Genomic DNA, 18,796 nt, shown 5'->3' with positions numbered 1-18,796 from the left:
AGGGTCGCTGTCTGAGAAGTCTCTTAATGATCGTCGTGAGCGGCCCGCGCGCGTTCCGCGCGCCACTCGGGTGCCAGCACCGACCAGACTTCGAGGTCGTGCCGTACGCCACCATAGGGGTGGGCCTCGCGACGCACACCGTCGCGGGTCATGCCGAGGCGCCGGGCCACGTTCAGGCTCGGCTGGTTGCCGGAGGCGGCGACCCACTCGATCCGGTGAATGCCGCGCTCCTCGACCGCCCAGTCGATGAGGACGCGCATGGCCCGGGTGACCAGACCACGCCCGGTCCCGGCGGGCTCCAGCCAGCAGCCGACCTCGCAGTTGCCGCTCGCGGCGTCGAAGTTCAGGAACAGCACGCCGCCCACGAGCTTGCCGTTCAGCCACAGCCCGTGCAGCGAGCGGGTGTCGGCGGCGCGCATCTCGGCGTACCGCTGGAGCAGGGCCCGCGCGGACTCCACGTCCGTCTCCTGCGACCCGAAGTTGATGAACCGCCCGATGAACTCCCTGCCACGCTCCAGGTGCGCGAAGAACTCCTCCGCGTGCCAGGGCTCCAGGGGCCGCAGTTCCGCGCCGTCGTCACCCAGGGATATCGCGTACATCCCGCTGCCGCTCCTCCTCCGCCAGGACGTCCGCCACCTCGGCGTCCGTCGCGGCGGCCAGCCTCTCATGGGCGGCCCGGGCCTCGGGCGGTTCGATGCTGATCCGCGGCAGGCGCTTGTCGAGCCAGCGGGGCAGCCACCAGTTGGCGCCGCCGAGCATGTGCATGAGCGCGGGGACGAGGAGCGTCCGCAGGACGAAGGCGTCCAGGGCGACGGCGGCGGCCAGGGCGATGCCGAACATGGCGATCACACGGTCGCCGCTGAGGACGAAGGCGAGGAAGACGGAGATCATGATCACCGCTGCCGAGTTGATCACCCGGCTGGTCTCGGCGAGGCCGACCCGGACGGCACGCCGGTTGTCGCCGGTCTCCAGCCACTCCTCGTACATCCGGCTCACCAGGAACACCTGGTAGTCCATGGACAGGCCGAAGAGCACCGACACCATGATCACGGGCAGGAAGGGCTCGATGGGCCCCGCGCTGCCGAGGCCGAGCAGTTCGCTGCCCCAGCCCCACTGGAACATCGCGACGACCACCCCGAAGGCGGAGGCGACGGCGGCGACGTTCATCGCGGCGGCCTTCAGCGGGATGCCGATCGACCGGAAGGCGAGCAGGAGCAGCAGACAGCCCAGGCCGATCACGACCCCGATGAAGACGGGCAGCTTGGAGACGATGACGTCGGCGAAGTCGTCGTAACCGGCCGTCATGCCGCCGACCTGCGTGTCGAGCGAGGTGCCCGCCTCGGCGCGGGGCAGCACCTCGCCGCGCAGCCGGTCGACGAGGTCGCTGGTCTGCTTCGACTGCGGCGAGGACTCCGGTACGACGGTCAGGTACGCGGTGTGGCCGCCGGAGCCGAACGTCACCGGGGTCACCGAGGCGACGCCCTCGGTGACCCGGAGCGTGCCGTCGAGGTTGTCCAGGGCGAGCTTGTCGTCGGCTCCGTCGACCTTCGTGACGAGGGTGAGCGGGCCGTTGACGCCGGGGCCGAAGCTGTCGGCGAGGAGGTCGTAGGCCTGGCGGGTGGTGGACGTCTTCGGGTCGTTGCCCTGGTCGGAGGTGCCCAGGTGCAGGGAGAAGGTGGGCAGCGCGAGGACGGCCATGACCACCAGCGCGACCGCTCCGAGCACCTTGGGGTGGCGCTCCACGAACGCCGACCAGCGGGCGGCGAAGCCCGTGGGCAGCTCGGGCTCGGGCCCGTGCTCCGCCAGGCGGCGGCGCTCGCGGCGGCTGAGCGCCCGCATGCCGATGAGGGACAGCAGCGCGGGCAGCAGCGTCACGGAGGCCGCGACGGTGAGGATCACGGTCAGGCTGGCGGCGATGGCGACGCCGTTGAGGAAGCTCAGCCGCAGGATCAGCATCCCGAGCAGGGCGATGCAAACGGTGGCACCCGCGAAGACGACCGCCCGGCCCGTGGTCGCGACGGCGTTGGTGGCCGCCTCCGTGACGGACAGCCCGCGTTTCAGTCCGCGCCGGTGTCTCGTCACGATGAACAGCGCGTAGTCGATGCCGACGCCGAGCCCGATCAGCATGCCGAGCATGGGCGCGAAGTCGGCGACGGTCATCACGTGCCCGAGCAGCACGATCCCGGCGTAGGCGGTGCCGACGCCGACCAGGGCGGTGGCGATCGGCAGCAGTGACGCGGCGAGCGAGCCGAAGGCGAGGAACAGCACGACCGCGGCGACGACCACCCCGACGACCTCGGCGACGTGCCCGCCGGAGGACTCGGTGAGCGCGACGGCGCTGCCGCCCAGCTCCACCTGGAGCCCGTCGGTCTCCGCGCTCTTCGCGGTGTCGACGACGGCCTGCGCCTCGGACCGGCTGACGTCCTGTGCCTGGTCGTCGAAGGTGACCGTGGCGTACGCCGTACGGCCGTCCGGGCTGACGCGTCCCGTGCCCGGCCCGTCGTAGGGGCTGGTCACGGACGCCACGCCGGGCAGGTTCTCGACGCGTTCCAGGGCGCGGGTCATCGTCTGCTCGACGTCGGCGGCGCGGACGCTGCCGGACGTGGTGTGCCAGACGACGGTGTCGCTGTCGCCGCCGAGCCGCGGGAAGCCCTCGTGCAGCAGCTGGGTGGCGCGGCCCGACTCGGTGCCGGGGACCTGGTAGTCGTTCGAGTACGCGGATCCGGCGGCCGCGGCGCCCGCGACCACCCCCGCGAAGGCGAGGAGCCAGAGCAGAACGGTGACCAGACGGCGTCGGACACACCAGCGTGCGAGGGCTGCCACGAAACGTGCTCCCAGGGTGACTTTTTGTGGATCTTTGATCGGGAGCAGTCGTCCATGAACTGAACAGCCCGCAAAGAACGCATGAGCAATGCGGGATCACTCTTACAGCCCTACGAGATCATTTGTCGGTTTCGTGGGCTTATTCACAGCGGAAGGTGTCAGTCGAACTGGTCTCCCAGCGCCATCACCATCGCGCCCGCGATCAGCAGCCACAGCGCCCGCCGGGTGCGGCCCCGGGAGCCCAGGACGGCGGCGCCCGCACAGACGGCCGCTCCGCCGGCGTACGCCGCCGGGACGAGTGCGGGTGCGGAGCGGGTGAGGCGCAGCAGTGCCGCGGCCAGACCCGCCAGGGCCAGAACGGTGCCGGTACCGGCGGCCGTCCAGCGGGCCCGCCGCGCGTCTTCCACCGCATCCTCGGCTTCGTCGTCCGGCCCGGCATCGTCGTCCGGCTCATCGGTGCCGTCCGGCTCGTCGGCGTCGACCGGCTCGTCGGCGTCGATCGGCTCGTCGTCCGGCACGGCATCCGGCTCGGTGTCCTGCGCGGCGGCTGCCCCCGGGTCCGTTATCTCAGGATCGGTGTCGGAATCAGCGCGTCCACTCATGGCCGAGACGGTAGCGCGTCGGATGGGAAACCCGAGTGCGGGGCCGACGGACCGGCTGTTAGCGTCCGCTGGTCCGAGGTACGCCCGCGGCACCCCGCCGCCCGGCCGAAGCAGGTGCATTGTTTGACGGTCCGACCGAGCTCCGACGCATCCCCTTTCTTCCTCAAGGACTCAAGGAGCCCGTTCACCGATGCCGGACATCACTTCCCGGACCTCGAACGACCCCCTCACTGACCGCGTCAGCCACCCCCGCTACCCGCGCAGCAACCGCTACGACGCCCGCTGGACCATCGAGAACCAGATGGGCCCGCACGCGCTGTGGCTGCTGGAGTGGCTGGCCCCGGCCCTGGGGCTCGACACCCTGAGCCCCGGCTCCCGCGTACTCGACCTGGGCTGCGGCCGCGCCATGACGTCGGTCTTCCTCGCCAAGGAGTACGACGTCCAGGTCACCGCCGCCGACCTGTGGGTCAAGCCCGGTGAGAACGCGGCCCGTATCGCCGAGGCCGGCGTCGCGGACCGCGTCCTGCCCGTCTACGCCGAGGCGCACGACCTGCCGTTCGGCGAGGGCGGCTTCGACGCGATCGTCTCCATCGACGCGTACCAGTACTTCGGCACCGACGACCTGTATCTGCCCCGGCTGACCCGGCTGCTGAAGCCGGGCGGGCGGGTCGGGGTCGTCGTACCGGCGCTGCGCGAGGAGATCGACGGCGTCGAGCCGCCGGAGCACCTCAAGCCGTACTGGGAGCCGGATTTCTGGTGCTTCCACTCGGCCGCCTGGTGGCGGCGCCAGTGGACCCGCAGCGGGGCCGTGGAGGTCGAGACGGCCGACTGGCTTCAGGACGGCTGGCGCGACTGGCTGCGGTGGTGCGAGGTCGTGGCCGAGGAGCACATGGACGAGTGGCACGTCCGGATGGCCGGACAGTGCGCCGAGATGCTGCGCCTCGACCAGGGCCGCACGCTGGGCTTCGTCCGGGTCGTGGGGCGTCGCCCGTAGATGACCGAGAGGGGGGATGCACCGGGTTCGGCGCATCCCCCCTCTGCCGGGTCCGCGGAAGGGCTCAGCCCTCGCTGACGCCCAGCTTCTGAAGGATCAGCTCCTTGACGCGGGCCGCGTCGGCCTGCCCCCGGGTCGCCTTCATGACCGCGCCGACCAGCGCGCCGGCCGCCGCCACCTTGCCGCCGCGGATCTTGTCCGCGATGGCCGGGTTGCCGGCGATGGCCTCGTCGACGGCGGCGGTGAGCGCGCCCTCGTCGGAGACGACCTTCAAACCGCGCTTGTCGACGACCTCGTCCGGGGTGCCTTCGCCCGCGAGGACGCCTTCGATGACCTGACGGGCCAGCTTGTCGTTCAGGTCACCCTTCGCGACCAGCTCGGTGACGCGGGCGACCTGCTGCGGCGTGATCGCCAGCTCGTCGAGCGCCTTGCCCGACTCGTTGGCGCTGCGGGCCAGCTCGCCCATCCACCACTTGCGGGCGGAGGCGGCGTCGGCCCCGGCCTCGATGGTGGCGACGATGGGCTCCAGCGCACCGGCGTTGAGGATCGCCTGCATGTCGGTGGCCGAGACGCCCCACTCCTCGCGCAGCCGGTTGCGGCGGACCAGCGGCAGCTCCGGCAGCCCGGCCCGGATCTCCTCGACCCACTCGCGGGACGGGGCCACCGGGACGAGGTCGGGCTCCGGGAAGTACCGGTAGTCCTCGGCCTCCTCCTTCACACGGCCCGAGGTCGTCGACCCCGTGTCCTCGTGGAAGTGCCGGGTCTCCTGGACGATCGTCCCGCCGCCGCTCAGCACGGCCGCGTGCCGCTGGATCTCGAAGCGGGCCGCGCGCTCCACGGACCGCAGCGAGTTGACGTTCTTCGTCTCGGACCGCGTGCCGAACTTCTCGGTGCCGTTCGGGCGCAGCGACAGGTTCACGTCGCAGCGCATCTGGCCCATCTCCATGCGGGCCTCGGAGACGCCGAGCGCCCTGATGACCTCGCGCAGCTCACGGACGTACGCCTTCGCCACCTCGGGGGCGCGCTCGCCCGCACCCTCGATCGGCTTGGTGACGATCTCGATGAGCGGGATGCCGGCGCGGTTGTAGTCCAGGAGCGAGTGCGAGGCGCCGTGGATACGGCCCGTCGCGCCGCCCACGTGCGTGGACTTGCCGGTGTCCTCCTCCATGTGGGCGCGCTCGATCTCCACGCGGAAGGTCTCGCCGTCCTCCAGCTGCACGTCGAGGTAGCCGTTGAAGGCGATCGGCTCGTCGTACTGGGAGGTCTGGAAGTTCTTCGGCATGTCCGGATAGAAGTAGTTCTTCCGGGCGAAACGGCACCATTCGGCGATCTCGCAGTTCAGCGCGAGGCCGATCTTGATCGCGGACTCGACGCCGGTCGCGTTGACGACCGGGAGCGCGCCGGGCAGGCCGAGGCAGACGGGACAGGTCTGCGCGTTGGAGTCCTGCCCGAGGGCGGTCGAACAGCCGCAGAACATCTTGGTCTTGGTGCCGAGTTCGACATGGACCTCGAGGCCCATGACGGGGTCGTACGAGGCGAGTGCTTCCTCGTACGACACCAGGTCTGTCGTGGTGGTCACGGTGAAACTTCCCTCTCAGCCCAGCAGGACGTCGTCGTCGCCCAGCCGCTTCAGCTCGCGGTAGAGAATGGCCAGGTTGGTGACGACCGCGGCACCGGTCACGACGGCGTCGAGCAGCCGCAGCGTGTCGTTGTCTCCGCGGGCCTTCTTGATCTGCTTGTAGACACCCACGGCGCCGAAGGCCGACGTGGCCATCGAGATGTACAGACCGGACTTGGAGCTCTTGAAGCCCTTGGCCTTGGACAGTGCGCTCACAGCGACGGAGCCTCCTCGATCAGCGGGTGGCCCCACTTTTCCACGAAGGCGGCCTCGACGGCGGCGCCGACCTTGTAGAGGCGGTCGTCCTTCATGACCGGGGCGATGATCTGCAGTCCGACCGGGAGGTTGTCCTCCGGGGCGAGGCCGCACGGCAGCGACATGGCCGCGTTGCCCGCCAGGTTGGTCGGGATGGTGCACAGGTCGGCGAGGTACATCGCCATCGGGTCGTCGGCACGCTCGCCGATCGGGAACGCGGTGGTCGGGGTCGTCGGGGAGACGATCACGTCGACCTGCTCGAACGCCTTGTCGAAGTCCTGCTTGATGAGCGTGCGGACCTTCTGGGCGCTGCCGTAGTACGCGTCGTAGTAGCCGGAGCTGAGCGCGTACGTGCCGAGCATGATGCGGCGCTTGACCTCGGGGCCGAAGCCGGCCTCGCGGGTCAGGGAGGTGACCTCCTCGGCGGAGTGCGTGCCGTCGTCGCCGGCGCGCAGGCCGTAGCGCAGGCCGTCGAAGCGGGCGAGGTTGGAGGAGCACTCGGACGGCGCGATCAGGTAGTACGCCGACAGCGCCAGGTCGAAGGACGGGCAGTCCAGCTCGACGATCTCGGCGCCGAGTTCCTTCAGCAGCGTGACGGACTCGTCGAACCGCTGGATGACACCGGCCTGGTAGCCCTCGCCGCGGAACTGCTTGACGACGCCGACGCGCATGCCCTCGACGCTGCCGTTGCGGGCGGCCTCGACGACCGGCGGGACCGGGGCGTCGATCGAGGTGGAGTCCATCGGGTCGTGGCCGGCGATCACCTCGTGCAGCAGGGCCGCGTCCAGGACCGTGCGGGCGCAGGGGCCGCCCTGGTCGAGGGAGGAGGAGAAGGCGACCATGCCGTACCGCGACACCCCGCCGTAGGTCGGCTTCACGCCGACCGTGCCGGTGACGGCGGCGGGCTGGCGGATGGAGCCGCCGGTGTCGGTGCCGATGGCGAGCGGGGCCTGGTAGGAGGCGAGCGCGGCGGACGAACCGCCGCCCGAGCCACCGGGGATCTTGGTCAGGTCCCAGGGGTTGCCGGTCGGCCCGTAGGCGCTGTTCTCGGTGGAGGACCCCATGGCGAACTCGTCCATGTTGGTCTTGCCGAGGATCACCACGTCGGCGGCCTTGAGCCGCTTGGTGACGGTCGCGTCGTACGGCGGGATCCAGCCTTCGAGGATCTTCGAACCGACGGTGGTCGGAACCCCCTCGGTGGTGAAGATGTCCTTGAGCGCCAGGGGAACGCCGGCCAGCGGACCGAGCTTCTCCCCCTTGGCCCGCTTCTCGTCGACGGCACGGGCCTGGGCGAGCGCGCCCTCGCGGTCGACGTGCAGGAAGGCGTGCACCTTCTCGTCGACGGCCTCGATCCGGGCCAGGTGGGCCTCGGTGACCTCGACGGCCGTGAGTTCGCCGGAGGCGATCTTCGCGGCGGTCTCGGCGGCCGTGAGCTTGATGATGGGGCTGTCCGTCATGGCGGGTTACTCCTCCCCCAGGATCTGCGGCACCTTGAAACGCTGCTGCTCCTGGGCAGGGGCTCCGGAGAGCGCCTGCTCGGGGGTGAGCGAGGGACGGACCTCGTCCGGGCGCATGACGTTCGTCAGCGGGAGCGGGTGCGAGGTCGGCGGTACGTCTTGGTCGGCGACCTCGCTGACGCGGGCCACCGCGCCGATGATGTCGTCCAGCTGTCCCGCGAAGTGGTCGAGCTCTTCGGGCTTCAGCTCCAGACGCGCCAGCCGGGCGAGGTGGGCGACCTCCTCGCGCGTGATGCCAGGCATGCAGCGATCCTCTGGGGTGAGTGTGAGTGGTTTGGGGCCAATCCTATGGGGCGGGCGGCTGTGCCAGTGAAACGGTTTGCCCTGCGCCCGCTGCCTGGCCCCGCCGGGGCGCTTCGGGCTCCCGGTCTAGGGGTGTCCGCAAAGTCCCGTCGTCCGCCCGGAGCGCGGGCCTCGCGGCGTCCGGTGCGTGCTCTGGGGGGGGTCCCCTGGCCGAAGGCTGGGAGAGTGCCGGGCGGACGCCCGCGTACTGGTTGTACGCGGGTGTTCGTCCGGTGCGGCGAGTGGGGGCACCTCCCACGCCCTTGAGGCAGTGGGGGAGCGTGCCGGGCGTCGCGAGGCAGGCGGGACTTTGCGGACACCCCTAGGCGATGCGGCCCGAGTCGTCCGCCGTCGCCGCCGGGAGGGCGGCCCGGGGGCGCTGCCAGCCGCGGGAGCCCCGGGCGCGGAGCCAGGCCGTGGTCTCCTCGGGGGGCATCGCGGCGGCGACCAGCCAGCCCTGGACGGCATCGCAGCCGAGGTCGCGCAGGCGCTCCCAGGTCTCGTCGTCCTCGACACCCTCGGCGACGACGAGCAGACCGAGGGAGTGCGCGAGGTCGACCGTGCAGCGCACGATCTCCGCGTCCTCGTTGTCGACGGCGAGCCGGGCGACGAAGGAACGGTCGATCTTCAGTTCGCTGACCGGGAGCTTGCGCAGGTGCACCAGCGACGAGTAGCCCGTGCCGAAGTCGTCCAGGGACATCTTCACGCCGTGCCCCGTCAGTGCGTTGAGCGTGTCGGCGGCGCGCCCCGGGTCCTCCAGCAGGACGTGTTCCGTGATCTCCAGTTGGAGCGCTCCCGCCGGGACGCCGTGCCGGGCCAGCCGCGCGGCGACGGAGCCGGCGAAGCCGGGGGTGTGGACGTCACGCGGGGAGACGTTGACCGCGACCGGGACGAAGAGCCCCTGGGCCCGCCACCGCGCGACCTGGGCGAGCGCGGTCTCCAGGACGTACTCGGTGAGGTGGGGCATCAGGCCCGAGGACTCGGCGATCGCTATGAACTCGTCCGGCGGGACCTTGCCCCGCTCGGGGTGCACCCAGCGGACCAGGGCCTCCAGACCCGCGACCTGTCCGTCGAAGCGGACCTTGGGCTGGTAGTGCAGCTCGACCTCGTGGGCGTCCAGCGCCCGGCGGAGGTCTCCCAGCAGACCGAGCCGGTCAGGGGTGTTCGAGTCACGCTTGGACTCGTAGACCTCCACGCCCGTACGGTCCCGCTTCGCCTGGTACATCGCCACGTCCGCGCGCCGCAGCAGCCCTTCGGCGTCGAGGGCGTGGTCGGGGAAGACGGCGACCCCGGCGCTGGCCTCCAGGACGAGGGTGAGGCCGTCGAGGTCGAGCGGGGAGCTGAGCGCGGCGACCAGGTTGCGGGCCACCCTCGTCGCGGACGTCGTGGAGTCGGCGACCGGCAGTAAGACGGCGAACTCGTCCCCGCCGAGCCGGGCGGCCTCCGCCCCGCGCGGCAGCGCCACCCGCAGCCGGTCGGCGATCTGGAGGAGCAGCCGGTCACCGGCCAGATGACCGAGCGTGTCGTTGACCGACCGGAAACGGTCGAGGTCGATCAGCATCAGGGCGGCGCGCGCGTCGATCCGCTCGGCGTCGTCCAGCGCGGTCCAGATGCGCTCCAGCAGCCACTGGCGGTTGGGCAGCCCGGTCAGCGGGTCGCGCAGCTGCTCCTCGGCCCGGGCCCGCGCTATCCAGAGGGTGGAGTCCAGGGCGATGAGGGGGATGGAGAACAGCGGCAGCAGGATCGGCTTGGCCACGGCCACCACGCAGACCAGCGGCGCGATCCCCAGCAGCGCGATGGCGACCAGGCCCTGTCTGACCAGGGCGGTGCGGGCGACGGTGGGCAGGCCGGGGCGCGGAGCGTGCAGGTACCAGAGCAGGACGCGGGTGACCGCCAGGTACGAGACGGCGACCAGGACCACCTCGGGCGCGGTGTAGAGCGTCCAACTGTCCGGATCCGAGGGGGACTCGACGGACGGTACGGATCCGAAGACGCCCAGCACCAGGGCGCCGGCACCGATGCCGAGGAGGTCGACCGCCCCGTGCAGGATGCCCTGGCGCCAGCGGTTGCGGCGGGCTATGCCGACCAGCACGACGACCGTGAGGCTGACCATGCCGGCCGGTACCCAGCCGTACAGCAGCAGCACGGCGAGCGTGAGGGCGGCGCCCGAGCCGGTGCCGCCCCACCAGCGGGAGCGGCCCAGCATGACGAGGTGGCCGACGATGATGCCGGTCAGCACGGCCAGCGCCCAGCCGGCCGTGCCGGAGGGAAAGAGCGCGTGGCCGCCGGTGAAGGCGCGGTAGAAGCCGGCGCCCAGGACGAACCCGGCCGCCGCCACGACCGCCGCGGGCAGCGCGGGCCAGGACAGGTGCCGTTCCGTGTCCGCGTCCTCGCCGGTGAGGCGGGATGTGTGGTCGGTGACCGGCTGTGCTGCGCCGCGGCCGTCCGCCGCGGCGCGCCCCCCGGAGGCGCGCCCGTCCGCGGTGTACTGTCCGACGGCGCGCACTTGCGCGCCCGGACGCCCCGCAGGCCGACCCGTCCCACGGACTGCACGCCATACGACCGCCATGCGGCTCAGGCGCAGCCGTGAGCCCGGCACGGCGCTCTCGGTCGGTTCCATTCCCGTCCCTCTCACAGCCGGCGGTGCCCACGCCCCGCGGCCCGGTGCCCGACAACCCTTGGGCGGCCCGCGTTGGAAAACCCTTCCCCGTGCTCCGCGAGCACGAAGATGCCCTGACCGCAGCTGGGCACGGCAGGCGCACATCTCAACAGTAGGCCGCAGAAGGCTTCCACGGGCGGCGGTCGCCGACGGTTGCCCGAATGCGCCCCGGCCACCCGTATGCATCTGGTATGCGCCGAACGGGTGGCCTTCAACCGCTACTCCTCGGCCGAAAGGGCGACTTCCGCCGCCGCGTCCGGTCCTTGCTCCAGCAGGACCCCGAAACCCTCCTCGTTCAGGACCGGGACCTTCAGCTGCATCGCCTTGTCGTACTTCGATCCAGGACTGTCACCCACGACGACGAATGACGTCTTCTTCGAAACCGAGCCGGTCACCTTCGCTCCGCGGCTCTGCAAGGCCTCCTTGGCGCCGTCCCGTGTGAAGTGTTCGAGCGTGCCCGTGACGACGACCGTGAGCCCTTCGAGCGGGCGCGGCCCTTCGTCCTCGCCGGTGCTCTCCTCCTCCATGCGGACGCCGGCGGCCTTCCACTTTCGGATGATCTCGCGGTGCCAGTCCTCGGCGAACCACTGCTTGAGGGAGGCGGCGATGGTCGGGCCGACCCCCTCGGTGACCGCCAGCTCCTCCTCCGTGGCCTGGTCGATGCGCTCGATCGAGCGGAACTCGCGGGCCAGCGCCTCGGCGGCGACCGGTCCGACGTGACGGATCGACAGGCTGGTGATGATCCGGGCGAGGGGACGCTGCTTGGCCGCAGCGATGTTCTCCAGCATGGCGAGCGCGTTCTTGCGGGGCTGGCCCTCCTGGTTGGCGAAGATCGTGGCGACCTTCTCCTCGCCGGTCTTCGGGTCGCGCTTGGGCAGACCGCTGTCCGGGTCGAGGACGTACGCCTTGATGGGCAGCAGCTGTTCGACGGTGAGGTCGAACAGGTCGCCCTCGTCCACCAGCGGCGGGTCCTCGGGCTCCAGTGGCTTGGTGAGCGCGGCGGCGGCGACGTAGCCGAAGTGCTCGATGTCCAGCGCCTTGCGGCCCGCGAGGTAGAACAGGCGCTCGCGCAACTGGGCCGGGCAGGTGCGGGCGTTCGGGCAGCGCAGGTCGACGTCGCCCTCCTTCATCGGCCTGAGGGCCGTCCCGCACTCGGGGCACTCGGCCGGCATCACGAACTCGCGCTCGCTGCCGTCACGCAGGTCGGCGACCGGTCCGAGGATCTCCGGGATGACGTCACCGGCCTTGCGCAGCACCACCGTGTCACCGATGAGGACGCCCTTGGCCTTGACCACGTCCTGGTTGTGCAGCGTGGCGAACTCGACCTCGGAGCCCGCGACCGTGACCGGCTCGACCTGGGCGTACGGCGTGACCCGGCCCGTACGGCCCACGCCCACGCGGATGTTGACGAGCTTGGTGTTGACCTCCTCCGGCGCGTACTTGTACGCGATCGCCCAGCGCGGGGCGCGCGAGGTGGAGCCGAGGCGGCCCTGGAGCGGGATCTCGTCGAGCTTGACGACCACGCCGTCGATCTCGTGCTCCACGGAGTGGCGGTTCTCGCCGAAGTAGGCGATGAACTCCCGTACGCCGTCGAGGCCGTCGACCACCTTGTTGTGCCGGGAGGTGGGCAGACCCCAGGTCTTCAGCAGGTCGTAGGCCTGGGAGAGGCGGGTCAGGCCGGTGAAGCCCTCCAGGGCGCCGATGCCGTGGACCACCATGTGCAGCGGGCGGGTGGCCGTGACGCGCGGGTCCTTCTGGCGCAGTGAACCGGCCGCCGCGTTGCGCGGGTTGGCGAAGGGCTTGTCACCGGCCTCGACGAGGCGGGCGTTGAGCTCCTGGAACTTCTCCATCGGGAAGTAGACCTCGCCGCGGATCTCCACGAGGTCGGGGACGGAGTCGCCCTTGAGGCGCTCGGGGATCTCCGCGATCGTGCGCACGTTGGGCGTGATGTCCTCGCCGGTGCGGCCGTCGCCGCGGGTGGCGGCGCGGGTGAGGCGGCCGTGCTCGTAGGTGAGGTTCACGGCGAGGCCGTCGACCTTGAGCTCGCACAGGAAGTGGTAGTCCTGCTCGCCCAGTTCCCTGGCGATGCGCTCCGTCCAGGCGGCCATCGCCTCGTCGTTGAAGGTGTTGTCGAGGGAGAGCATGCGCTGGCGGTGCTGGACCGACGTGAACTCCGTCTCGTACGAACCGGCGACCTTCTGGGTCGGCGAGTCCGGGGTGCGCAGCTCCGGGAACTCCTCCTCCAGTGCCTCCAGGGAACGCAGCAGCTGGTCGAACTCCGCGTCGCTGACGACGGGAGCGTCCTTCACGTAGTAGCGGAAGCGGTGCTCTTCGATCTGCTCCGCGAGGCGCGCGTGCTTCTCCCGTGCCTCGGCGGGCACCGTCGTCGTCTCCGCTTGCTTGTCGCCGGCCACCGTGTCGTCCTCCCGTTACTCTGGGTTGTCCGCGAGGGATCTCGCCGCCCGGGCGCAGTGGGCGAGAGCCGCGCGCGCGTATCCCGGGGAAGCCCCCGCGAGTCCGCACGCCGGCGTGAGCGTGACCGCCTCCGTGAGAAGCCCCGGTGACAGCCCCAGCCTGCGCCACAACGTCCTGACACCCATGACGCTACCGGCAGGGTCTGACAATGGGCCCTCCGCGGACGGCACGACACCGGTGAAGAGCCGGGTGCCGCCCTCCACCGCCTCGCCGATCACCTCGTCGTCACGCTCGGTGAGCAGGGAGAAGTCGAACGAGACGGCCGCCGCACCCGCCCGGCGCAGCAGGGCGAACGGGACGTCAGGTGCGCAGGAGTGGACGACGACCGGGCCGCCCGCGTGCACCGCGACGAGGTCGCGGAGGGTGGCCTCGACGACCTGCCGGTCGGGGGCGCGGTGGGTGCGGTAGCCGCTGGCGGTCTTCACCTGGCCGCGCAGGACGGCGGTGAGGGACGGCTCGTCGAGCTGGAGGACGAGCTGCGCGCCGGGGACCCGCCGCTGGACCTCGGCGAGGTGCAGACGGAGTCCCTCGGCGAGGGAGGCGGCGAGGTCGCGGCAGGCTCCGGGGTCGGAGAGGGCGGCCTCGCCGTTGCGCAGCTCCAGGTTGGCGGCGAGGGTCCAGGGCCCCACGACCTGGACTTTCAGCTGCCCGGCATACTCCTGCGTGAATTCCTCCAGCGTGTCGAGGTCCTCGCGGAGCCAGGAGCGGGCCCGTTTGGTGTCCCGTCCCGGGCGGTCGCCGAGCCGCCAGCCGCTGGGCTCCACGCGCGCGTACAGCTCGACGAGCATGCCTGCGGTCCGGCCGATCATGTCCGCGCCGGGTCCGCGGGCGGGCAGTTCGGGCAGGAAGGGAAAGTCCTCGAAGGTTCCGGTGGCCGTTTTGACGGCTTCCCGGGCGTCGCCCCCGGGCATGGAGCCGACACCGGTGGCGGCACCGAACCTGAACTGGCTGTTTTCGCTCACCGCAGCAGCCTACGCAGCGGTCCGGCCGGTCAGTTCCCCGGTCGTACCGTGAGGTCGTTGACCTCGGCGTCCCTCGGCAGGTCCAGGGCCATCAGGATCGTCGTGGCGACCGACTCGGGGTCGATCCACTTCGACGCGTCGTACTCCTTGCCCTCCTGCTGGTGGACCTTGGCCTGCATGGGACTGGCAGTGCGGCCGGGGTAGACCGAGGTGACGCGGACGCCATTGCCGTGCTCCTCGTGGCGGAGGGAGTCGGCGAGGGCCTTCAGGCCGTGCTTGGAGGCGGCGTACGCGGACCAGCCGGCGTGGGCGTTCAGGCCGGCGCCGGAGTTCACGAAGACCACGTGGCCCCGGGCGGCGCGCAGCTGGGGCAGGAAGTGGCGGGTCAGCTCGGCCGGGGCGACGAGGTTGACGTTGAGCTGGTGGCGCCAGGTCTTCGGGGTGAGCTCGCCGACCGGGCCGAGGTCGACGACCCCGGCGATGTGCAGCAGCGAGTCCACGCGGTCGGGCAGCGACTGGTGGGAGAAGGCCCAGGAGAGCTTGTCGGGGTCGGCCAGGTCGCCGACCAGGGTCTTCGCCCCGGGGAACTCGGCCGCCAGTTCCTTCGCGCGGCCCGCGTCGCGCGCGTGCAGGACGAGGTCGTCCCCGCGCGCGTGCAGACGGCGGGCCACGGCGGCGCCGATGCCGGAGCCGGCTCCGGTGATCACATGAGTAGCCATGTCCGCCATGCTCGCATCACGCGAGGATCACGCAGGGCGCCGGCCCGGCGTCAGGCCAGGCCCCGGCTCTCCTCCAGGTACGCCATCGCCCCCACCGGCTCCTCCGCGAAGAACACCAGGTCGGTGAGCGGGCGGGGCAGGAAGCCCTCGTCCTCCATGCGGCGGAACTGTTCCTTCAGGCCGTCGTAGAAGCCCGCGGTGTTGAGCAGGACCACGGGCTTGTCCGTGTGGCCGTGCTTCTTCAGTTCCAGGATCTCCGTCGCCTCGTCGAGCGTGCCGGTGCCGCCGACCATGATCACCACGGCGTCGGCCTTCTCCAGGAGCAGCCTCTTGCGCTCGGCGAGGTCGCGGGCGACGACCATCTCGTCGACACCGGGGCGGGCCTTGGCGGAGAGGAACCGCACGGAGACGCCGACGAGCCGGCCGCCCGCCTCCTGCACCCCGTCGGCGACGACCTTCATGAGGCCGACGTCGGAACCGCCCCACACGAGGGTGTGGCCGCCCTTGGCCAGCAGCTTGGCGAACTCCCGCGCGGGACGGGTGTAGCGCTCGTCGAGATCGGCGGCGGACAGGAAGACACAGATGTTCATGGGCCCACCGTACGGGCCCGGTCCGGCGTCATGGCGAGCCGCATTTTGGACTGCCGGTGCGGGAGTTGTTCCCAGTCGTCCATGAACCGGGCGTCCAGGCCGTACTTGGCGGCGAGTCCGGTAAGCGTCGCCGTCCGGTAGTAGAAGTCCTCGTGCAGCACCTGGTGCTCCTCGCCGTCGGTGCGGTCGAAGGTGAAGTCGAAGAACCCGCCGGGCGCGAGGATCCGGCCGACGTGGGCGAAGCACTCCTCGATGACGTGCAGCGGCGAGTGCGAGAAGACGCTGTGCGCGTGGACGACGTCGAAGTGCGCGTCGGGCAGGAAGGCGAAGGTGAGATCGTCGGCGAGCGCCAGGTAGGGCAGCTTGGGCTGGAGTTTCCCGGCCACGAGGGTGTCCTGGGCGGCGAGCAGGATGTGCGGCGAGATGTCGATGCCGTAGTAGTGCCCGGCGTCGAGGTAGTCGATGAACAGGCGCCCGGCGCGCAGGTTGCCGCAGCCGATCTCCAGCATGCGGTGGTGCGGCTGGAGGCCGTGTCCGACGAGGTAGTCGAACTGCATGCGCCCGATCCGCTCCCACGCCTCGCGTGAGGGGTTGTGCCCCACCGCCGCCTCCGCGCTGCGCGACGCGTCGGAGGCCATCACGGCGCGGTAGTAGGCGATGTGGTCGCGGTACCGCAGCCGCAGCCAGGCGTCCCGCACCGCGCGCCGGGCGTGCGCGGGCACGCGCTCCGGGTGGCGCAGGGCGTACCGGACCTGGTGGGCCAGGGCGCTGCGGTTCCTGGCCGGTTCTGTGGCTCGCATGGGTGGCCTCCTGCGGCGAGGGAAGAACTCCGCTTCAGCCTGCGCTGTATCGGAGGAGTCGGCTACCCAAGGAGGGCGATCGTGACCACCGGGCATCGCATCACCATCGAGAAGAGTGACCGGCCCGTGCGCGTGGTGCACGCCGGGCAGGTCCTGGCGGAGAGCGACCGGCCGCTGGTCCTGCGCGAGACGGGCTGCCCCGAGCGCTACTACATCCCGGCCGAGGACGTGCGCCTCGACCTGCTGACAGCGTCCGGCACGCGCACGTACTGCCCGTTCAAGGGCACCGCCTCCTACTGGTCGCTGCCGGACGCCGAGGACCTCGTCTGGGCGTATCCGGAGCCCAAGCCGGACGTCGCGGAGATCAAGGACCACCTGTGCTTCTACGAGGTGGAAGTGATGTGATCGGCTGACGCGCGGCCCGCCTCATCGATGAACACCGTGCCGTGCGGCAGTCTGCATCGGCATGGACAAGAAGATCCTTTCGCGTGACGGCACCCGTATCGCCTACGAGAGCACCGGCCGGGGCCCCGCGGTCGTCCTGGTGAGCGGCGCGATGTCGACGGGCGGCACGCTGGCGCCGCTCGCCGTGTCGCTCTCGGAGCGTTTCCAGGCCGTCGTGTACGACCGCCGGGGTCGCGGTGCCAGCGGGGACACGGCGCCGTACACCGTGGAGCGCGAGGTCGAGGACCTGGCGGCGGTGATCGAGGCGGTGGGCGGCGAGGCGTTCCTGTACGGCATCTCGTCGGGCGGGGCACTGGCGCTGGAGGCGGCGGCGAGCGGCCTGCCGGTGCGGCGCGTCGCGGTCTACGAGACACCGTTCGCGATGTCCGAGGAGGGCGCCAGGGAGCGCGCGGAGTACACCGGGCGTCTGACGGAGGCGCTCGGCGAGGGGCGGCGCGGGGACGCGGTCGAGCTGTTCCTGCGGCTGACCGGCCTGGCCGAAGGGGTGATCCAGGGCGCCCGCCAGTCCCCCATGTGGGCCGCCATGGAGGCGATGGCCCCGAGCCTCGCCTACGACGACGCCGTCATGCGCGACGGCCGGGTGCCGAGGGACCGGCTGGCGTCGGTCGGCGTCCCCGTCCTGGCGGTCGCGGGCGACGCGAGCCCGGCCTGGCTCCGGGAGGCGGCCCGGGCGATCGCGGACTGTGTCCCCGACGGGTCGTACCGCACGCTCCAGGGCCAGACGCACATGGTGGAGCCGAACGTGCTGGCACCGGTGCTGCTGGAGTTCTTCACGCGGGGCTGAACACACGGGGCCGGGAGGGGCGGGGGCACGCGCGCGTGGAACCCGCCTGCCCCCGGACGCCCGAGAGGTCAGGCCACGCCCGCCGTCGCCCGCCTGGTCGACGCGATCGTCGCGGAGCCCACCACGCGTGTGCCGTCGTACAGGACGATCGCCTGGCCGGGGGCGACGCCGCGGACCGGCTCCGCGAACGAGACCTCCAGCCTGCCGTCGACCAGCTCGGCGGTGACCTCGGTCTCGCCGCCGTGGGCGCGGAGCTGGGCCGTGTAGGTGCCCGGGCCGGTGGGGGCGACGCCGCACCAGCGCGGCTTGATCGCGGTCAGGGCGCTGACGTCCAGCGCGTCGGCCGGGCCGACCGTGACCGTGTTGGTGACCGGGGAGATGTCCAGGACGTAGCGCGGCTTGCCGTCGGGCGCCCTCATTGAGGATCAGTTGCCCGCAGCTTCCCGTGCAGACCGCATCGATGCCCGAGCGCCGGCTAGTGCCTTGGCGAGGAGACAGCTCCGCGCCACAGTCGCGGCTCCTCCTGCGCGAACTGCCGTTCGCGCACGTCTGCGTCGGGTAGCGCGAGCCGGACGGCCCGTCGGAAAGCCGCTCCGTGGCCGGGGTACTTGAGGTGGCAGAGCTCATGGATCAGGACGAGGTCCACCAGGACGACCGGCAGCTGTATCACCGCCCAGTGCACGGTGATCGCGCCCTCAGGAGAGCAGGCACCCCAGCGACGGCCGAGGTCCCGAACCTCGATGCCTGCCGGATCACGCACTCCGGCCAGTGACGCCAGCGGCTGCAGCCGGGCAGCGAGCCAGCGCTCCCCGCGGCTGCTGTACCACTCAACAAGGGGCCCCGCATCAGCGGCGGCCGACCGCGATCGGGGCAGCTCCAGCCATCCCTGTCGCAGTCGTACGTGACTGCTGCCGTCGTCGGGAGTGAGCTTGAGCCGGTACCGGCGGCCCAGGTAGGCGAAGCCCTCGCCGCCGATCAGGTCCCTGACGGGTTCGGCAGCCCGCAGGTCCTGACGGCGGCGGACCTCGGCGGCGAGACGCGGCATCCGGCCGCGCACCGCGTCAGCGATCTCTTTCGGATCTGCGCCTGCGGGAATCGCGAAGAGCACCCGGCCGTCCTCGGCGATCTCGATGCCGAGGGTGCGGCGCCGTGGCCGCACGACGACATCCCACCGCCACCCCGTGGGCACGGGGAGATCGGCGATGGCCTGTTCGACGACGGTACGCACCCGCTCTTCCTACCATCCGGCAA

17 protein-coding genes and 1 pseudogene are annotated in these 18,796 nt (G+C 71.4%); 3 read left to right on the top strand and 15 right to left on the bottom strand.

The features are described 5' to 3' along the window. Positions 1-23: 23 nt before the first annotated feature. The 3 genes from QC385_RS26305 to QC385_RS26295 all read right to left on the bottom strand — a co-directional run bounded on the left by QC385_RS26305 (position 24) and on the right by QC385_RS26295 (position 3,425). On the bottom strand, positions 24-599 hold the full coding sequence (locus QC385_RS26305; RefSeq protein WP_279543829.1) for a GNAT family N-acetyltransferase: 576 nt from the start codon (positions 597-599) through the stop codon (positions 24-26). After that, a complete protein-coding gene (locus QC385_RS26300) occupies positions 577-2,823 on the bottom strand; it encodes an MMPL family transporter (RefSeq protein ID WP_279543828.1) in 2,247 nt (748 codons plus the stop codon). Before QC385_RS26300 ends, QC385_RS26305 begins: the two co-directional genes overlap by 23 nt. A gap of 158 nt (positions 2,824-2,981) precedes the next feature. Further along, entirely contained in the window at positions 2,982-3,425 is a 444-nt protein-coding gene (locus QC385_RS26295; RefSeq protein WP_279543827.1) for a hypothetical protein, read from the bottom strand. 190 nt (positions 3,426-3,615) lie between these two features. On the opposite strand from QC385_RS26295, the gene QC385_RS26290 reads away from it, so the two are divergent. Then, positions 3,616-4,419: an SAM-dependent methyltransferase gene (locus QC385_RS26290; RefSeq protein ID WP_279543826.1), complete on the top strand. Its 804-nt coding sequence runs from the start codon at positions 3,616-3,618 to the stop codon at positions 4,417-4,419. A 64-nt stretch (positions 4,420-4,483) separates the two neighbouring features. Here the strand turns inward: QC385_RS26290 and gatB are convergent, their stop codons facing one another. The 10 genes from gatB to QC385_RS26240 form a co-directional block, all read right to left on the bottom strand. Beyond that, complete coding sequence (gene gatB, locus QC385_RS26285) at positions 4,484-5,998, bottom strand: Asp-tRNA(Asn)/Glu-tRNA(Gln) amidotransferase subunit GatB (protein WP_279543825.1); 1,515 nt, start codon at positions 5,996-5,998, stop codon at positions 4,484-4,486. A 15-nt stretch (positions 5,999-6,013) separates the two neighbouring features. Next, complete coding sequence (locus tag QC385_RS26280; protein WP_086601598.1) at positions 6,014-6,253, bottom strand: hypothetical protein; 240 nt, start codon at positions 6,251-6,253, stop codon at positions 6,014-6,016. After that, complete coding sequence (gene gatA / locus QC385_RS26275; RefSeq protein ID WP_279543824.1) at positions 6,250-7,749, bottom strand: Asp-tRNA(Asn)/Glu-tRNA(Gln) amidotransferase subunit GatA; 1,500 nt, start codon at positions 7,747-7,749, stop codon at positions 6,250-6,252. The genes QC385_RS26280 and gatA overlap by 4 nt, the downstream gene beginning before the upstream one ends. A gap of 6 nt (positions 7,750-7,755) precedes the next feature. Then, positions 7,756-8,052, bottom strand: coding sequence for an Asp-tRNA(Asn)/Glu-tRNA(Gln) amidotransferase subunit GatC (gatC, locus tag QC385_RS26270; RefSeq protein WP_004925108.1), 297 nt, complete (start codon positions 8,050-8,052; stop codon positions 7,756-7,758). A 361-nt stretch (positions 8,053-8,413) separates the two neighbouring features. Continuing rightward, entirely contained in the window at positions 8,414-10,711 is a 2,298-nt protein-coding gene (locus QC385_RS26265; protein ID WP_279543823.1) for a putative bifunctional diguanylate cyclase/phosphodiesterase, read from the bottom strand. Positions 10,712-10,968: 257 nt separating this feature from the next. Further along, positions 10,969-13,164, bottom strand: a complete 2,196-nt coding sequence (ligA, locus tag QC385_RS26260) for an NAD-dependent DNA ligase LigA (RefSeq protein WP_279543822.1) — start codon at positions 13,162-13,164, stop codon at positions 10,969-10,971. Positions 13,165-13,179: 15 nt separating this feature from the next. Then, positions 13,180-14,187, bottom strand: a complete 1,008-nt coding sequence (locus QC385_RS26255) for a methionine synthase (RefSeq protein WP_279543821.1) — start codon at positions 14,185-14,187, stop codon at positions 13,180-13,182. Positions 14,188-14,216: 29 nt separating this feature from the next. Continuing rightward, the gene (locus tag QC385_RS26250) at positions 14,217-14,915 is read right to left on the bottom strand and encodes an SDR family oxidoreductase (protein ID WP_279543820.1); all 699 of its coding nucleotides are present in this window, start codon (positions 14,913-14,915) and stop codon (positions 14,217-14,219) included. Positions 14,916-14,956: 41 nt separating this feature from the next. After that, positions 14,957-15,496: a TIGR00730 family Rossman fold protein gene (locus tag QC385_RS26245; protein WP_279543818.1), complete on the bottom strand. Its 540-nt coding sequence runs from the start codon at positions 15,494-15,496 to the stop codon at positions 14,957-14,959. Further along, positions 15,493-16,296 (bottom strand): class I SAM-dependent methyltransferase, encoded by an 804-nt coding sequence (locus QC385_RS26240; RefSeq protein ID WP_279543816.1) that lies wholly within the window; start codon positions 16,294-16,296, stop codon positions 15,493-15,495. Before QC385_RS26240 ends, QC385_RS26245 begins: the two co-directional genes overlap by 4 nt. 81 nt (positions 16,297-16,377) lie before the next feature. Between QC385_RS26240 and QC385_RS26235 the strand changes: the two genes are divergently transcribed. Both QC385_RS26235 and QC385_RS26230 read left to right on the top strand, forming a co-directional pair. Then, the gene (locus tag QC385_RS26235) at positions 16,378-16,701 is read left to right on the top strand and encodes a DUF427 domain-containing protein (protein WP_279543815.1); all 324 of its coding nucleotides are present in this window, start codon (positions 16,378-16,380) and stop codon (positions 16,699-16,701) included. A gap of 61 nt (positions 16,702-16,762) precedes the next feature. After that, positions 16,763-17,545, top strand: a complete 783-nt coding sequence (locus QC385_RS26230) for an alpha/beta fold hydrolase (protein WP_279543814.1) — start codon at positions 16,763-16,765, stop codon at positions 17,543-17,545. A gap of 68 nt (positions 17,546-17,613) precedes the next feature. Here QC385_RS26230 and QC385_RS26225 read toward each other — a convergent pair. Both QC385_RS26225 and QC385_RS26220 read right to left on the bottom strand, forming a co-directional pair. Then, positions 17,614-17,958: pseudogene (locus tag QC385_RS26225) on the bottom strand (aminomethyltransferase beta-barrel domain-containing protein); the annotation flags it as partial. Between the two features lie 62 nt (positions 17,959-18,020). Beyond that, positions 18,021-18,773, bottom strand: coding sequence for a M48 family metallopeptidase (locus QC385_RS26220; protein WP_279543813.1), 753 nt, complete (start codon positions 18,771-18,773; stop codon positions 18,021-18,023). Between the last annotated feature and the right edge of the window lie 23 nt (positions 18,774-18,796).

It is taken from the genome of Streptomyces sp. DH10 (genome assembly GCF_029813805.1).
GTDB classification, from domain to species: domain Bacteria; phylum Actinomycetota; class Actinomycetes; order Streptomycetales; family Streptomycetaceae; genus Streptomyces; species Streptomyces coeruleofuscus.
This window is presented reverse-complemented; position numbering and strand designations above follow the sequence as displayed.

Excerpts from the sequence above, each read along its gene's own strand:
- QC385_RS26305 (WP_279543829.1), bottom strand. The coding sequence starts at position 599 with ATGTACGCGATATCCCTGGGTGACGACGGCGCGGAACTGCGGCCCCTG.
- QC385_RS26295 (WP_279543827.1), bottom strand. The coding sequence starts at position 3,425 with ATGAGTGGACGCGCTGATTCCGACACCGATCCTGAGATAACGGACCCG.
- QC385_RS26290 (WP_279543826.1), top strand. The coding sequence starts at position 3,616 with ATGCCGGACATCACTTCCCGGACCTCGAACGACCCCCTCACTGACCGC.
- gatA (WP_279543824.1), bottom strand. The coding sequence starts at position 7,749 with ATGACGGACAGCCCCATCATCAAGCTCACGGCCGCCGAGACCGCCGCG.
- gatC (WP_004925108.1), bottom strand. The coding sequence starts at position 8,052 with ATGCCTGGCATCACGCGCGAGGAGGTCGCCCACCTCGCCCGGCTGGCG.
- QC385_RS26265 (WP_279543823.1), bottom strand. The coding sequence starts at position 10,711 with ATGGAACCGACCGAGAGCGCCGTGCCGGGCTCACGGCTGCGCCTGAGC.
- QC385_RS26250 (WP_279543820.1), bottom strand. The coding sequence starts at position 14,915 with ATGGCGGACATGGCTACTCATGTGATCACCGGAGCCGGCTCCGGCATC.
- QC385_RS26245 (WP_279543818.1), bottom strand. The coding sequence starts at position 15,496 with ATGAACATCTGTGTCTTCCTGTCCGCCGCCGATCTCGACGAGCGCTAC.
- QC385_RS26240 (WP_279543816.1), bottom strand. The coding sequence starts at position 16,296 with ATGCGAGCCACAGAACCGGCCAGGAACCGCAGCGCCCTGGCCCACCAG.
- QC385_RS26230 (WP_279543814.1), top strand. The coding sequence starts at position 16,763 with ATGGACAAGAAGATCCTTTCGCGTGACGGCACCCGTATCGCCTACGAG.